Origin of the sequence: Pseudomonas sp. GM25, assembly GCF_000282255.1 — a bacterium.
GTDB classification, from domain to species: Bacteria; Pseudomonadota; Gammaproteobacteria; order Pseudomonadales; family Pseudomonadaceae; genus Aquipseudomonas; species Aquipseudomonas aphyarum.
Window position 1 is genome coordinate 44,854 of sequence record NZ_AKJQ01000010.1, and the last position, 15,877, is coordinate 60,730.

13 protein-coding genes are annotated in these 15,877 nt (G+C 61.0%); 2 read left to right on the forward strand and 11 right to left on the reverse strand.

Annotated features, from left to right (window positions below):
- Positions 1-7 precede the first annotated feature (7 nt).
- Positions 8-853 (forward strand): site-specific integrase, encoded by an 846-nt coding sequence (locus tag PMI24_RS03720; RefSeq protein ID WP_238553809.1) that lies wholly within the window; start codon positions 8-10, stop codon positions 851-853.
- On the opposite strand, the gene PMI24_RS03725 is transcribed toward PMI24_RS03720, so the two are convergent.
- The 8 genes from PMI24_RS03725 to PMI24_RS03760 form a co-directional block, all read right to left on the reverse strand.
- Positions 854-1,906, reverse strand: coding sequence for an ABC transporter ATP-binding protein (locus PMI24_RS03725; RefSeq protein ID WP_007951299.1), 1,053 nt, complete (start codon positions 1,904-1,906; stop codon positions 854-856). It lies immediately after the preceding gene.
- A complete protein-coding gene (locus PMI24_RS03730; protein WP_007951300.1) occupies positions 1,903-3,498 on the reverse strand; it encodes an ABC transporter permease in 1,596 nt (531 codons plus the stop codon). The genes PMI24_RS03725 and PMI24_RS03730 overlap by 4 nt, the downstream gene beginning before the upstream one ends.
- A gap of 3 nt (positions 3,499-3,501) precedes the next feature.
- Positions 3,502-4,515: an iron ABC transporter substrate-binding protein gene (locus tag PMI24_RS03735; RefSeq protein WP_007951301.1), complete on the reverse strand. Its 1,014-nt coding sequence runs from the start codon at positions 4,513-4,515 to the stop codon at positions 3,502-3,504.
- A 213-nt stretch (positions 4,516-4,728) separates the two neighbouring features.
- Entirely contained in the window at positions 4,729-5,280 is a 552-nt protein-coding gene (locus PMI24_RS03740) for a PqiC family protein (RefSeq protein WP_007951302.1), read from the reverse strand.
- 16 nt (positions 5,281-5,296) lie between these two features.
- Positions 5,297-6,952, reverse strand: a complete 1,656-nt coding sequence (locus tag PMI24_RS03745; RefSeq protein ID WP_007951303.1) for a PqiB family protein — start codon at positions 6,950-6,952, stop codon at positions 5,297-5,299.
- Positions 6,953-7,065: 113 nt separating this feature from the next.
- Positions 7,066-8,367, reverse strand: a complete 1,302-nt coding sequence (locus PMI24_RS03750; protein WP_007951304.1) for an NAD(P)/FAD-dependent oxidoreductase — start codon at positions 8,365-8,367, stop codon at positions 7,066-7,068.
- Positions 8,364-9,452, reverse strand: coding sequence for a polyamine ABC transporter substrate-binding protein (locus PMI24_RS03755; protein WP_007951305.1), 1,089 nt, complete (start codon positions 9,450-9,452; stop codon positions 8,364-8,366). Before PMI24_RS03755 ends, PMI24_RS03750 begins: the two co-directional genes overlap by 4 nt.
- 175 nt (positions 9,453-9,627) lie before the next feature.
- Positions 9,628-10,986: a glutamine synthetase family protein gene (locus PMI24_RS03760; protein WP_007951306.1), complete on the reverse strand. Its 1,359-nt coding sequence runs from the start codon at positions 10,984-10,986 to the stop codon at positions 9,628-9,630.
- A gap of 161 nt (positions 10,987-11,147) precedes the next feature.
- On the opposite strand from PMI24_RS03760, the gene PMI24_RS03765 reads away from it, so the two are divergent.
- Positions 11,148-12,056, forward strand: coding sequence for a helix-turn-helix domain-containing protein (locus PMI24_RS03765; RefSeq protein WP_007951307.1), 909 nt, complete (start codon positions 11,148-11,150; stop codon positions 12,054-12,056).
- Positions 12,057-12,173: 117 nt separating this feature from the next.
- On the opposite strand, the gene PMI24_RS03770 is transcribed toward PMI24_RS03765, so the two are convergent.
- From PMI24_RS03770 to galE, 3 genes are all read right to left on the reverse strand, one after another.
- Entirely contained in the window at positions 12,174-13,223 is a 1,050-nt protein-coding gene (locus PMI24_RS03770) for an acyltransferase family protein (RefSeq protein ID WP_007951309.1), read from the reverse strand.
- A gap of 91 nt (positions 13,224-13,314) precedes the next feature.
- Positions 13,315-14,793 carry a family 16 glycosylhydrolase gene (locus tag PMI24_RS03775; protein ID WP_007951310.1) on the reverse strand — a complete coding sequence of 493 codons (1,479 nt, stop codon included), beginning with the start codon at positions 14,791-14,793 and terminating at the stop codon, positions 13,315-13,317.
- The gene (gene galE, locus PMI24_RS03780) at positions 14,793-15,848 is read right to left on the reverse strand and encodes a UDP-glucose 4-epimerase GalE (RefSeq protein WP_007951311.1); all 1,056 of its coding nucleotides are present in this window, start codon (positions 15,846-15,848) and stop codon (positions 14,793-14,795) included. The genes PMI24_RS03775 and galE overlap by 1 nt, the downstream gene beginning before the upstream one ends.
- Positions 15,849-15,877: the final 29 nt, after the last annotated feature.

A 15,877-nucleotide genomic window follows, 5' to 3' on the forward strand; every position in this document is an offset into this window, starting at 1 on the left:
ACTGACCATGCGTTACGTGTTGCAGGACGCTGCCGACCGCCTCGGTTTCGAAGACGTGAACCTTGAGGACATTCCCTGGCATGGGCTGCAACCGGATGATGTCGTTGCGTTAGTCGCAGCATTGCGCGCGGACAACTACGCACCGAATACTTCTTCGCTGTATGTAAACGCGATTCGCGGTGTGATGAATGAAGCCTGGCGCATGAGTCTTATCAGCCAGGAACATCTGTTGAAGATGCGCTCGGTCAAAGGCATTGCCGGCACGCGACTGTCTCAGGGGCGCAATCTGAAGCGCACGCTGATTCATGAATTGATGGAAGTCTGCGCGGCCGATCCGCGACCACAAGGTTTGCGTGATGCGGCGGTGATTGCGCTGTTGTACGGCACCGGCATGCGCAAGTCGGAGTCGGTGGATCTGGACCTGAATCAGGTCGACTTTACAGAGCGCAGTCTCTGTGTCACTGCCAAGGGCAATAAACAACTGATCAAGTATGCGCCGGCCTGGGCGTTCGCCAAACTGAATGCGTGGCTGGAGTTCCGTCGCTCGGAACTCAAGGAAGGCGAGAGCGACGACGCGTTTCTGTTCAACCGTATTCGCCGTGGCAGCCACATCACCCGCGAGCGCATCACCAAGCACGCGATCTATTACATCGCCCGCCAGCGCGGCACTCAGGTCGGGGTGAAGATCATGCCCCATGATTTCCGGCGTTCGTTCATCACTCGGGTGATCGAAGAGCACGACCTGTCGATTGCCCAGAAGCTGGCCCATCACAGCAATATCCAGACAACCGCCAACTATGACGTGCGCGACGACAACGAGCGGCGCCGCGCTGTGGATCGCTTCGACCTGTAGTCAGGGTGTTTCGAAGACGTGGGCCGCACCCAGAATGGACAACTGCACAGCGCTGCCGGCCGGGGGCGCGTGCATGCCGGAGCTGCGCACCAGCAGTGAGCGGCCGGGGCTGGCCTGGGACCGAAGTTCCACCGTCAGGGTGCAGACGTTGCCGCCAAAGTCCCGATCTGTGACCACCGCGTGGCAGCCGTCCGGGTCGGCGGGAATGTCCGACAGTTGCAGTTGTTCGGGCCGCAGCATGATCTGCGCGGCACCGGAAAACCCGTTGGTGTTGACCGCCACCCGGCCCAGGTCGCAATGGGCCCAACCGGCTTCGATCCGGGCGGGCATGACCACGGCTTCGCCAAGAAAACGCGCGGTCTGTTCGTCGTCGGGGTAGCGGTAGAGATCCATCGGATGTCCCGACTGCACCAGACGACCGTCGCGCATGACGGCCAACTGGTCGGCGAACGACAGCGCTTCGCCCTGATCGTGGGTCACCAGAATCGTGGTCACGCCGGCGTCCTCTAGCAGGCGCGCGACCATTTTGCGCATGGCGCCTCGCAGGCCGGTGTCGAGGGCGGAAAAGGGCTCGTCGAGCAGCATCAGGCGCGGCCGTTGCGCCAGTGCCCGGGCGAGTGACACCCGCTGTTGCTGGCCGCCGGACAATTCGTGGGGCCAGCGTGCGGCCATGTCGGCGTTCAGGGCGACGCTGTCCATCAGCGCCTGAATGCGCTCGGTTCGGGTGTTGCCGGTTTCCGCCAGCCCGAAGCCGATGTTGTCGGCCACGGTCATGTGCGGAAACAACGCGCCGTCCTGCGGCACGTAACCGATCTGCCGTTGATACGCGGGCACGGCGTGGGTGCTGTCGACCAAGGTCTGGCCGTTCAGCGTCAGGCTGCCGGCGTCGGGGAATTCGAACCCGGCAATCATCCGCAACAGGGTGGTCTTGCCGGAGCCGGACGGGCCGACGATCACCGTGCGGCTGCCGGTCGGGACGGACAGGTTGATGGAGTCCAGCGCCGTTTGCGCGCCAAAGGATTTGCTTAAGGAAATGATGTCGAGAGCGTTCATCGGCCGGCACTGCGCCTGGATTGGTGATAGAGGATGGCCGTGAGCGGCAGCGACAACAGCACCATCAGCAGCGCATAAGGCGCTGCGGCGGCATAGTCGATTTCGCTGGTCATGGCCCAGAAACCGGTGGCCAGGGTGCGCGTGCCGTTGGGCGCGAGCAGCAGGGTCGCGGTCAGTTCATTGGTGATCGCCAGAAACACCAGCGCCGCGCCCGCCGCCGCACCGGGCGCCGCCAGACGCAAGGTGATCAGCCACAGGGCGCGCAGGGGCGAGCGACCGAGGCTTTGCGCGATGTTTTCCAGTTCCACAGGGGCTTGTGCAAAGCCTGCGCGCAGGCTGACCAGCGCCCGGGGCAGAAACATCAGCAGGTAGGCCAGCAGCACGGTGATCGTGGTCTGGTAGATCGGCCGGGCGAAATGGATGGTCACGGTCACCAGTGCCAAAGCCACGACGATTCCCGGCAGTGCGCTGGTGATGTAGTTGCAGCCTTCGAGCAGGCGTTGCAGCTTGCCGGGGGCGCGGATCGACAGCCAGGCAATCGGGATCGCCGCGAGGCTGGTCAACAGCGCGCCGGCCACGCCGAACGACAGCGTCTGCAGCAACGCCGGCAGCAATTCGTTGCCTTGCCAGACCTCGGCACCACCGGCGATCAGCCACTTGCCAAGGGTCAGCAACGGCACGCCGAGGGCCAGCAGGCAGGTCAGGCCTTGCAGGCACAATCCCAGCGCGGCGGTGCGTCGTTGCAGGCGCACGGTGCGTTGCTCACGAGCGCTGCCGGAGCCGACGCGGGCGTATCGCGCATGACCACGGGCGCCGGATTCCACCACCAGCATCGCGAGGCAACACAGCGCCAGAACGCTGGCGAGCATGTTGGCGGCGGGTCCGTTGAAGGTCGATTTGAACTGGTCGAAAATCGCCGTGGTGAAGGTGTCGAAACGGATCATCGCGTACAGGCCATATTCGGCCAGCAGGTGCAGGCCGACCAGCAATGCACCGCCGCAGATCGCCAGCCGCAGTTGCGGCAACACCACCCGGAAAAACACCGCCCATGGCTTGAGGCCGAGGGATTCGGCGACGTCTTCAATCGCCGGATCGAGACGACGCAACGTCGCCGCAATCGGCAGGTACAGGAACGGAAAATAGGCGATCACCGACACCAGCACCCCGGCCGGCAATCCATTGATCGACGGAATCAGGCTGACCCACGCGTAGCTGTGCACGAACGCCGGCACCGCCAGAGGTGCGACCGCCAGCAATGACCACAGCCGTCGCCCCGGCAGATCGGTGCGTTCGGTCAGCCAGGCTAGAGTGGTGCCGAGCACGATGCAGATCGGCAAGGTGATCAGCACCAGCAACACGGTGTTGATCAGCAGCTCGGCGACCCGAGGGCGGAAGACCAAGGCTTCGATGGTCGCCCAGCCGGTGTACCACGACACGCCGATCACAAAGCCGATCGGCACCAACGACAGCAGCGACACCGCGATGGCCAGCACGACCACCCACGGACTCCCGCGCCCATTGAGGGCGCGGGTCCGGCGTGACAAATGGGCGGAGGGCGCCGCAGCGATCCCCGCGGGCAGTGGTTCAGGCATCAATTACAGCAGTCCTGCCTGGGTCATCAGTTCGACGGCTTTCTTGCTGTCGAGCTTCGATGCATCGACTTTCGGCGCGTCCAGGTCCTTCAACGGCACCAGTTTGGGGTTGGAAGCAGCGTCCTTGCCCACCGCGTATTCAAAGGATTTGCCGGTGCGCAGCACTTCTTGGCCTTGCTTGCCGGTGATGTACTGGAGGAATTTCTGCGCGTCTTCCTGGTGTTTGCTGGAGGCCAGCACGCCTCCGCCGGAAATGCTCACGAACGCACCCGGATCCTGATGCTTGAAGTAGTGCAGGGCGGTGTTCTTGCTGTTTTCACCGGTCTTGGCCTGATCGACGAACGCGTAGTAGTGATAAATCACACCGCTGTCGACTTGCCCGGCGTTCACCGCTTTGAGCACCGAGCTGTTGCCACGGTAAGCGGTGAAATTGGCTTTCATGCCCTTGAGCCATTCGAGGGTGGCGGCTTCGCCTTTCTGCTCCAGCACGGCGGCGACGATGGCCTGGAAATCCGCACCGGCAGGCGACGCGGCCCAGCGACCTTTCCAGGCCGGGTTCGCCAGATCCATCAGGGATTTGGGCAGGTCTTTTTCCGGCAACTTGGACGGGTTATAGACGAACACCGTGGAGCGCGCGGCGATACCGACCCATTGGCCGTGTGCCGGGCGATACGCCGCGTCGACTTGCTCAAGTGTCGGCGGAGCCACGGGCGCGAACAGCTTGGCGTTGTCCACCAGCACCATGGCCGGGGAGTTTTCTGTCAGGAACACATCCGCCGGCGACGCCGCGCCTTCCTGCACGATCTGATTGCCCATTTCCGTGTCATCGCCGTTGCGCACCGTGACCGGAATCCCGGTTTCCTCGGTGAAGCCAGCGACCCAAGCCTTGGTCAGGGTTTCGTGCTGGGCGTTGTAGACCACCAGGCCGACGGAATCGGCGGCAAACGCCTGCCCGGCAGCGAGCAGCGCAGTCGCCAGCGCGGCCTGTTTCAGAAAGGACGGAACGGATGGACTCATGGCGGGGCAGCTCCTGTTTTTAGACGTTATGGTTTGCGAGCACCCGCAGGGGATTCAAATGCGAATGCTTTGCAAAAATAGAGTCGCGGCAATGTAGGGCGGCAAACGAGAAAAATACGTCAAAGAAATCGTTAATAAATGTCATTGCCATTCAGATTAGCAGCGTCTGGCCGCTTGCACGGCGGCCGTACGTCTTGCCGATTGGAGGAGGGATCAGGAGGAGGGTGGGCAGCCGCGTGAGCCGGTGGAGGCCTGGCTGATCAACGCAGCCAGGCGCTTGACGTTGTTCTGCTGGGCTACCACCAGATCGTCGATGGTCGGCCCGGACGGGGTTTGCAGCAATGAGCGACAGGCGGTCAGGGCGTCGTCCCCGGTGTTGGCCTGGCGCAGGCGCCATTTGACGTCGATCAGCCCGTATTGCCCGGGAATCGAATCGAAGCGTTGCACATCGATGCGCACCGAGGTTTTACGCTGGCCGCCGGCATTACTGAGCTGATCCACCAGCGCACTGCGCAATTCATCGCTGAGGCTCGCGCCCCACCATTCGGTCTCGAGAATCGCCAGGCCGCTGTTACCCTGGCGGATGACGATCTGCGGCCGGTCGACCTGCGGCGGCACGCTGATGCCTTCGATGGCGATTTCCGAACCGGCGCGGCCGGCCATCGGTTGCGTCGGCGTCAGGGTGTGAAAGCTGATCGGGGCGCTTTTGCAGGCGCCGAGCAGCAGGCCGATCGCGAGCACGGTGAACTTCAGCTTTAAAGCCATGGGACAGCTCCTGTGCTCAATTGCGCGGCGGTCCTTTGAGGTCCAGCGGCGCGGCGTTGTCGGGGCGGCCGCGAATCAACGATTCCGGATGACGGCCCAGATAATCGGACAGCTCACGCAACGAACGGGACATGCGCCCGAGCTCGTCGAGGGTCTCGGTCAGTTGTTCGCGTTGCGGCGAGTCTTCGGCCAGGGTCGAACTGGCCGATTGCAGGGTCTTGCTCACGTCGGCGAGGGTGTTCTGCACGCCGGGCAGGGTCTTGGCGTTGAACTGGGTCAGGCCTTTGCGCAATTCCACGAGGTTGCTGTCGAGGTTGCCGGCAATCCGTTCCACCGGCAGCTTGTTGAGCTTGTCGATCATCGCTTCGAGTTTTTCCTGCAACTGTTCGAGGCTGCCGGGAATGGTCGGAATGCTGATCGGGCGGGCGGTCGGGTCAAACGCGACTTTCTCGGCTTTCGGGTAGAAGTCCAGCGCGATGTACAACTGGCCGGTCAGCAGGTTGCCGCTGCGGGCCTGAGCGCGCAGGCCGTTGTCGATAAAGGTGCCGATCAGGCGCACGGCGGCGGCTTCGTCCTCCGGATTGTGATTGAGCACCTTGAGCATCTTCACGTGGGCCTGGCCGAGACGTGCCGGGTAGATCACGATCCCGACGTTGAGCGGGAAGCTGCGTTTTTTTGCGTCGAAATCGAGGTTGACGCTGACCACCCGGCCGATTTCCATGCCGAGGAATTCCACCGGCGCATCGACTTTCAGCCCGCGCAACGCCTGATCGAAACGCAGGCTCAGGTACTGCGCCTTGCCGTTGGGCGGGGCGAGGGCAGTTTGCTGGTCCTCAAACAGGTCGTAAGTCCTTTCTTCGGCGGCGGCAACGTCGTTGGGGCTGTACTCCGGCGCGCGGAAGGCGATGCCGCCGACCAGCAAGGTCGACAACGATTCGGTTTTCACCGCAAAACCGTTGGCACCGACGTTGACGTCAATGCCGCTGGCGTTCCAGAACCGGGTGTTTTCGGTGACGTAGGCATCGTTTGGCGCATGGATGAACACCTCGATGTTCACCCCTTTGCCATCGGCGTCCAGCGCGTAGGCCACCACTTGTCCCACCGGGATCTTGCGGTAATAGACCGGCGAGCCGATGTCCAGCGAACCGAGGTCCGAAGCGTGCAGATTGAAGCGTTTGCCCGGCTCGCCGTAGGTGATCGGCGGCGGGTTTTCCAGGCCTTTGAAGTGTTTTGCGCGCGAGTTGGACTGACCGATATCGGCGCCGATGTAGTCGCCGGACAGCAACGTGTCGATGCCCGAGACACCGCCCGCACCGATACGCGGCCGCACGACCCAGAACTGTGAATCTTCGCGGGTAAAGGTTTCGGCCTGCTTGGCCAGTTTGATCGTGGCGTTGACGCTTTTCTGATCGTCGCTCAGCTCGACGTCCGTGACCTGGCCGATCACCACGTTGCGGTATTTGACTTCGGTCTTGTTGGCGGTCAGGCCGCTGCCGGTCTTGAAGGTGACGACGATGCTGGGGCCTTCCTGCATCAGGTTGTGCACCACCAGCGAGATGCCCACCAGCACCGCGATGATCGGCACGATCCACACCAGCGAAATGCTGAAACGCCGGGTCTTGACCGGCGCCTGGCCGGGCGCTCGCGGTTGATCGGCGGCTGACGACTCCATCCATGACCTCCAGGGTGTGTTGGGCACTGAGCGTCAGGAACGCAAAAGCACTTCATCAATATAGAAGTGCTTCGCGATAGAGCAAATGTACAGGAGGCATTAACCGCAAAGCGTCATCCCAGCAGTTCCCGCAGGCGATACCAGAACATGCCCAGTGCCAGCAGTGGCGAACGCAGCGCCGGGCCGCCGGGGAAGGTCATGTGCGGCACGTTGCTGAACACATCCATGCCCTGACTGTGACCGGCATGAATCGCTTCGCCCAGCAGCTTGGCGCACCAGTGGGTGACGTTCAGGCCGTGGCCGGAATAGCCCTGGGCGTAGAACACGTTCGGGTGCTGCTTCAAACGGCCGACCTGCGGGAAGCGGTTGGCGGTGATGCCGATTTTGCCGCCCCACTGATAGTCGATGCGCACATCCGCCAGTTGCGGAAACACCTTGAGCATCTTCGGTCGCATGTAGGCGGCGATGTCCGCCGGATCCCGTCCCGAATAATGGCAGGCACCGCCGAACAGCAAGCGCCGGTCCGCCGAGAGCCGGTAGTAATCGAGGCCGACTTTCTGGTCGCACAGCGCCAGGTTCTGCGGAATCAGCTCGGCGGCACGTTCCGCCGACAACGGTTCGGTGGCGATGATGTAACTGCCGGCCGGCAGGACCTTGCCGCTGAGTTGCTGTTCGAGTTCATCCAGGTGCGCGTTGCAGCCGAGCACCAGACTGCCGGCGCGCACGGTGCCGGACCGGGTGCGCACCTGAACGGTCGCGCCGTGGAGGATTTCCAGCACCGGGCTCTGCTCGAAAATCCGCACCCCGAGAGAGGCTGCCAGCCGCGCTTCGCCCTGCACCAGATCCAGCGGGTGCAAGTGCCCTGAACCCATGTCGATCAGACCGCCCTTGTAGACACCCGCGTTCACCACTTGCCGGCGGATGTCTTCGGGGGCGACCAGCCGTGTTTCATGGCGGTAACCCAACTGCGCCAGGCTGTCCTGCTCGGCTTTGAAGGCGTCGAACTGCGCCGGCGTGTTCGCCAGCTCACAGAAACCCCAGCGCAGGTCGCACTCGATGGCGTTGTCGGTGATGCGCTGGCGCACCAGTTCCACCGAATCGATCCCGGCCCGGTGCAGGTAGCGCACGCCTTCGGCGCCAACATGCCGCGAGAAACCTTCGACGTCATGACCGATCCCGCGAATCAGTTGCCCGCCATTGCGCCCGCTGGCGCCCCAGCCGATGCGCCGGGCTTCGAGCAGAATCACCGAGAGCCCGCGCTGCGCCAGTTCAATGGCCGTGTTGACGCCGGTGAACCCGCCGCCGATCACGCAGACATCGGCGATCAGATCGCCCGCCAGTTCGGGATAAGGTGTGCTGGCCCGGGCCGACGCGGCGTAATAGGAGAGGGCGTGTTCCTGGGTGTACTGATTCATTTGTTCGACTTCACTTTGCTCCAGGACCGGGTCATCAGACGCATGATCGACTGGGGCGGGGTAGAGGAGATGTAGAGCTTGTCGAGGACTTCCTGCGACGGATAGACCTCGGGGTTGTTGACCAGCTCCGGATCCATGTATTGCTTGGCCGCCGGGTTCGGGTTGGCGTAACCGACCGAGGCGCTGACCTTGGCGATCACTTGCGGATCGAGCAGGTAATTGATGAAGGCGTGGGCTTCCTTGGTGTTGCCGGCATCGGCAGGAATCGCCAGCAGGTCGAACCACAGGTTCGCGCCTTCCTTGGGAATCGAGTAGGCGATGTTCACGCCGTTCTTGGCTTCCTTGGCACGGTTGGCAGCCTGGAACACGTCGCCGGAATAACCGAAGGCCACGCAGATGTCGCCGTTGGCCAGGTCGGACACGTATTTCGAGGAGTGGAAATAGGTGATGTACGGCCGGATGCTCAGGAGTTTCTCCTCAGCCTTCTTGTAGTCCTCGGGTTTCTCGCTGCGCGGGTCCATGCCCATGTAGTTGAGGATCGCCGGGAACACTTCATCGGCCGAGTCCATCATCGACACGCCGCACTGGGTGAGTTTCTTCAGGTTCTCCGGTTCGAACAGCACGGCCCAGGAATCGATGTGATCGATGCCCAGCACTTGCTTGACCTTGTCGACGTTGTAGCCGATGCCGTTGGTGCCCCACAGGTAAGGCACTGAGTGCTCGTTGCCCGGATCGTTTTTTTCAAGCAGGGCCAGCAGTTTCGGGTCGAGGTTTTTCCAGTTCGGCAGTTGCGAGCGGTCCAGTTTGAGGAACGCACCGGCCTTTACCTGACGGGCGAGAAAGTGATTGGACGGCACCACCACGTCATACCCGGTACGCCCGGCGAGCAGTTTGCCTTCGAGGGTTTCATTGGAGTCGAAGACGTCGTAGATCACCTTGATCCCGCTGGAGGACTGGAAGTCGGCGAGGGTGGTTTCGCCAATGTAATCGGTCCAGTTGTAGACGCTGACCTGGGGTTGGGCGAGGGCACCGGCACTGCACGCCAGGGCCAGCGCGGCGGGGATCATGGATTTCAACAGACGCATATCGACACCTCTTCGAATTATTGGATTTTTCAGGCGACTCTTGCTGATCGTTCCCACGCTCCGCGTGGGAATGCCTCAATGGACGCTCTGCGTCCGCTTTGTGACGCGGAGCGTCACGGGCTGCATTCCCACGCAGAGCGTGGGAACGATCGTGGGTTGGTTTTTGTTGTTTTAATCAGACGCTCAGCAACAGGAACTCCCGCTCCCAGGAGCTGATCACGCGCTTGAAGTTTTCATGCTCGGCGCGTTTCACCGCGACGTAGCCGCGCACGAATTTGCTGCCCAGGTATTGCGCGACGGTGTCGCACTCTTCCATTTGGGTCAGGGCTTCTTCGATGGTGATCGGCAGGCGCAGGTTGCGGCGCTCGTAAGCCCGGCCTTCGACGGCGGCGCTCGGTTCGATGCCTTCGACCATGCCGATGTAACCGCACAGCAGGCTCGCGGCGATGGCCAAATACGGGTTGGCGTCAGCGCCCGGCAGACGGTTTTCAACCCGCATCGCCTCAGGCCCGGAAGTCGGAACCCGCAGGCCGACGGTGCGGTTTTCTTCGCCCCATTCGACGTTGACCGGGGCCGAGGTGTCCGGCAGGAAGCGGCGGAACGAGTTCACGTTCGGCGCGAACATCGGCAGCACTTTCGGGATGTACTTCTGCAGGCCGCCGATGTGATGACGGAACAGGTCGCTCATGCTGCCGTCGGCATTGGCGAAAATCGGTTGGCCGCTGGCGATCTCGACCACGCTCTGGTGCAGGTGCATCGCGCTGCCGGGCTCGTCACCGATCGGCTTGGCCATGAAGGTCGCGGTCACGTTGTGCTTGAGCGCGGCTTCACGCAGGGTGCGTTTGAACACGGTGATCTGGTCGGCCAGATCCAGCGCGTCGCCGTGACGGAAGTTGATTTCCATCTGCGCCGGGCCGTCTTCGTGGATCAGCGTGTCCAGGTCCAGGCCTTGCAGTTCGCACCAGTCGTAGACGTCTTCGAACAGCGGATCGAATTCGTTGGCGGCGTCGATGGAGAACGACTGACGACCGCTTTCAGCGCGACCGGAACGACCCAGCGGTGCCTTCAATGGCAAGTCCGGGTCTTCGCAGCGCTGGGTCAGGTAGAACTCCATTTCCGGCGCCACGATCGGCTTCCAGCCTTTGTCGGTGTACAGCTGCAGGACTTTCTTCAGCACGTTGCGCGGCGACAGTTCGATCGGGTTGCCGAACTTGTCGAAGGTGTCGTGGATAACGATGGCGGTCGGCTCGATGGCCCACGGGATCACGTACACCGCGTCGCTCACCGGCTTGCAGACCATGTCGATGTCGGCCGGGTCGAGCAGGTCGTAGTAGATATCGTCGTCGACAAAATCCCCGGTTACCGTTTGCAGCAACACACTTTCCGGCAGGCGCATGCCTCGCTCATGCAGGAACTTGTTGGTCGGTGCAATTTTGCCGCGGGCGATGCCGGTCAGGTCGCTGACCACGCATTCCACTTCGGTAATCTTGTGATCTTTCAGCCACGTGAACAGCTGATCGAAAGGGGCATTCATAAAGACCTCGTCGTTGGTTTTGTTGACGCGGGGGAAAGCGATTTCATCTTTCGCAGACTTCCCCTGAGGCGCGTTGACGACTATCTTGGGCGGGCCTTGACGTTCCATCTATCCACTTTCAGCAGCACCAAAGCGCACCAAAAGAGTGCGCAAGGTCTCCCATGACAACGTGTAATCCGCTACAGGTTCAAGCTTTCAATACCGCCGATGTCACCGAACAGATCCGCGCCACGCCGGGTTGGGTTCAGCATTACCAGCAGATGTCGCCGGGGCATTTCGCCGGGCAGATCCGCTATCTGGATTTGCAGGGTGTGGAGGTTTACGAAGAACAGATGAACACCCGGGTCGAGCAGAATTTCAGCGCGCCGGAAGGCTCGCTGGCGTTCTGTTTCGATCGCAGCGACAACGCGCTCTATCTGCTCAATGAAGAGAGCCGCAACATCTGGATCACCCCGGAGAACTATCAGGAAATCGCCGTGGTGTTCGGCCCGGAATTCGTCCAGCGCAACGGACTGGACGTGGCCAGGCTGGAAGGTCTGTTCATGGCGCCGCTCAATGGCGCGCAGAACGGATTATTCAGTCGCTGGTTAAGCTCGACCCTCACGAAGTTGTCGCAAACCCTTGATCAGCCAAGTAAAGAAGCGCTGACCCAGCAGTTGCTGGAGGATTGCCTGTTCATCCTCGACAACGCGAGCGTGTGCCTGGACGGCGGTGGTTTGCAGCGTCGCGCCGAAGAGCGAATCACCCTCAAGCGCGTGGGCGAGTGGGCGGCGGATTCGCCGGAAGAAACCCTCAATCTGCTGGAGCTGTCGCGGGTGGCCGGGGTTTCCCTGCGTCAGTTGCAACAGACGTTCAAGGCGTACACGGGGATGTCGCCGAGTCATTGGCTGCGTTTGCGCCGGCTCAACAGTGCGCGGCGGGAATTGCTCAAACGCTCGCAGGCAGATACGACGGTGGCGGAGGTCGCGATGAACTGGTCGTTCTGGCATCTGGGTCGTTTTTCAAGCAGTTACCGTGCAATGTTCAAGGAATTGCCGAGCGAGACCTTGAAGCGCTCATCGTCGATGTGACGGGTACTCTGCGCCACAAACAAAAAAAGACGGGAGAGGTTTCGGTATTTGCCGAAACCTCTCCCGTCTTTTTTACCTGTCGAATTATTGATGTTGCCCAGTCTGCTGCGCTGCCGATTAATCGACTCTGAGACGATTGAAGGAAGATGAAAGGGATCTTTTCATCAGTCTGGCCATCGGGGTTTCTATTTCTTTATGGATGACATGGGACGCACCTATCATCAAAGCGATGGTGCCCCAGAGCAGCAAATGTGGATTGATGGCCGGATAAGCCATATTGAAGATCATGAAGCCGATCATTTGATGCAGCAGGTAAAGCGGGTAAGTCAGGGCGCCCAATGCTGTCCAGTCGAACTTCCCGATGGCTGACGTTTTGTGCGTCGCGATAAAAAGAAACGTCATGAAAAACAGGGCAATGACACCGCAGATGATCAAGGCGTCGTATTCGGTCGAATATTTCAGTTCGATCGATTCGGCCCAGGTGATCGCGTTGTAGCTGGCCAATGCCTGTGCAGCGGCCAGCAGGGAAATACGCGCTTTGGTAAAACCCTTGTCCCATATGATGTAGAACGTCGCACCGGCGATGAAATAGGCCGCGTAGTCGGTGATCAGTACCGAGCGCAGCTTTTCGAAAGCAAAGACTTCCGCTGTGGCTGAAACCAGCAGCCAGAGCACAAGGAACGTTTCTATTTTCTCTATCTTCTTGAAAGCCAACAGAATGGCGATCATCAGGTAGAACTTTATTTCGACGAACAGTGACCAGTAGACCCCGTCTATGGGCGGCACTCCGAGCACGTCGCCGAGGAATGTCATGTTGATCACGTACTGATAAAGGTCAGCCGAAAATCTTGGCTGCCCAATGGCCAGCGTGACCAGAAAAGTGATCGTGCAGCACACCCAGAACGCCGGGCAAAGGCGAATGACACGGGAAATGAAGAAGACTTTGAGATCGTTGCTCGAAGCCGTCATCAGGATGACGAATCCGCTGATCATGAAAAACAGCTCGACCCCCAGATAACCGTATTTGGCCACGTCAGCCAGCAGCGGGTAGGGCATTACCGACATATCGCCCCTCGCATACCCGCGAAACGCATAGTGAAAAAACACCACGGCGATCGCTGCGAGGAAGCGCAACAAGTCCAGCTCGTTCAGTCGCCGGTTGTTCATGTACAGGCGCTCCAGACTCGTCAGCGCGGATCGATAACTGAGGACTGTGTCGTGTGAAATTCGACTCAAGGCCAAAGCGGCGTAGGGTTGCTCAAGGACTGCGTAGCCACATGCGGATGTAATCGACTTCGAACGTGGAGGGCAGGTCAGCATCGTCGACCACACCGAACCATTTCCACATGGCCTCACTGTCAAAGACGATCTGCATGGGGTAAAAAAAGTGGTCGTTCTTCGACTCCCTGACCAGCACGCCATCGACGTACCAGCGCAGGGTATCGGGCTGCCAGTCGAAGCCGTAGACATGAAAGTCACTGGCCAGCCGCCAGGGGCTGGTCCAGGTGCTGCCGTTGGCGATATGCTCGGTGCTCTGTGGCGTGGCCCAGAGGTGGGCGTTCATGTTGTAGGCGCGGTCTGAAGCCGCGTCTTTGGTCTTGCCGCCGATTTCAAAGATATCGATTTCGGTGGCGTTGTCGGCCATCCCTGTCCACGCCAGCCAGAATGCGCTGGAACCCGCAGAGTTCATGGGTTTGGCGCGTGCTTCGTAATAGCCGTAAAAACCGCGTTCAAGGGTACGAACCATCGCCGAGGTGTAATCCTTGAAACCGAGCTGGACGTACTTCGGTGGCAAGGTTTCCTTGCGAAAGACAATCTTCAGATGGCCGTTGCTGACGCTGGCATTGCGCTCGGTGAACAACGCCGGCTTGCGTCCCAGCGACTCGTTGCCGATAGCATTGTTGACGTGCCAGCGTGTGCGATCGAGGGTGGTGCCATCGAACTCGTCGGACAGTGTCGTGTTGAGCAACCACCGGCCGGCATTGGCCTGATCGGACAACGGCAGATCCGGATGGATGTGGGACGGCAGAGCGTCCAGGGGGCCGACACGTGTCCAGGTATCGGCCTGAACCGGTATGGCCACGGTCCACTTGTCTGCCAGGTATCGAAATACGCGCTGGCGCTCCGCGAGCGAGGCAAGCGGGCGGTCATACACCAGGACTTCGGCGATGTCGCCGCGAAAGTTTTCGGCATTGCCGACGGCATTGCGCCCCACGCCATACGGTCCCAGTGGCACGTCCTGCAGTTCAAGGACAGAAACCGTCGGTTCATAGGCACCGGTTTGCGGCAGGCTGACAGCGAAATTCGGCAGCACGTTATCGTTGCTTGCAGCTTGCGGCCGCGAACTGAACAACCGTTGCCAGGGATCGACCCCGGCCTGCTCTGGCAACCGACGGGACACGATCAGTACGGTCGCAGACCCTTTGGCCGTGCGCAGTGCCCGGCCCAGTAATCCCGAGTTACCGCTCAAGCGCACCACCGACTGGCCATTGAGGCTGTTCTCCATCCGTTGTGGCGGCGAAGAAGCGCCATCGACTGTCGCATCATTGGCCTTGCCTGATTTGTCGCTCCAGCGCTGGAGACGGTTCTGCGCATCCAGGCTCATCGTCGACGCGTCGGCGGCGTCCAGCCACAACACGAGCCCGGTGCTCGGCACAGCAGGAGGCGCCTGCGCGGCGTTGCTTGCCAGCGAAACCGAAAACAGCGCGGCCAGCAGACATTCCTTGAACATCGGCATCACTTCACCGCAACGGGTGCCGGAATCTTGAATGAAGATTGATACCCCTGCGGATTGCACGACTGCCAGCGCCAGGTATCGGTGATCATTTGTTCCAGGCCGCGCTGTGCGCTCCAGCCCAATTCGCGTCCTGCCTTGCCCGGATCGGCCCAGCATTTGGCGATGTCACCGAGACGTCGAGGGGCGAAGCGGTAGGGAATGCTGATGCCGGTGATGTCCTCGAAACTGTGGATGATCTGCAGCACGCTGTAGCCAACGCCCGTGCCGAGGTTCCAGAAGCGAATGCCTGGGTTGTGCTGCAGCACTTGCAGTGCCTTCAGATGCCCGATGGCCAGGTCGACCACGTGGATGTAGTCGCGCACGCAGGTCCCGTCCACGGTGGGATAGTCGCTGCCGTACACCGTGAGTTCGGGTATCCGGCCTATGGCGACCTGCGTCAGGCAGGGCAACAGGTTGTTGGGGCGGCCTCTCGGGTCCTCGCCGATCATTCCGCTTTCGTGGGCGCCGATCGGATTGAAGTAGCGCAATAACCCGATGCTCCAGCGTGGATCGGAATCGCACAGGTCCGTCAGCAGCTCTTCAATCATGAGCTTGGTGCGGCCATAGGGGTTGACCGGTTTGCCGGTGCCGAAGTCTTCGGCGATCGGCGTATGTGTCGGCTCCCCGTACACCGTGGCCGAAGAGCTGAACACCAGTTGGAAGACGTTGTTGCGAGCCATCGCCTGGCACAGGTCGAGCGTGCCGGCGACATTGTTGGCGTAGTAGTCCAGCGGCTTGCGCACGCTTTCCTCGACGGATTTGAGACTGGCAAAGTGCACCACGGCCTCGATGTCGTACCGGCTGAAGATATCGTCGAGCAGCACCGGATCGCGAATATCGCCCTTGATGAAGTCGACGCGGGTCAGGGTCAGTTGTTCAAGGCGCCGGATGCACTCTCGACAGCTGTTGCACAGGTTGTCGAGCACCAACACCTTGTGGCCGGCGTTAATGAGGGCCAGAGCCGTGTGCGAGCCGATGTAGCCGGCCCCGCCAGTAATCAACGTGGTTTTGCGCATGATGAGGTCTTCCTGTCTCGGGGACTGAA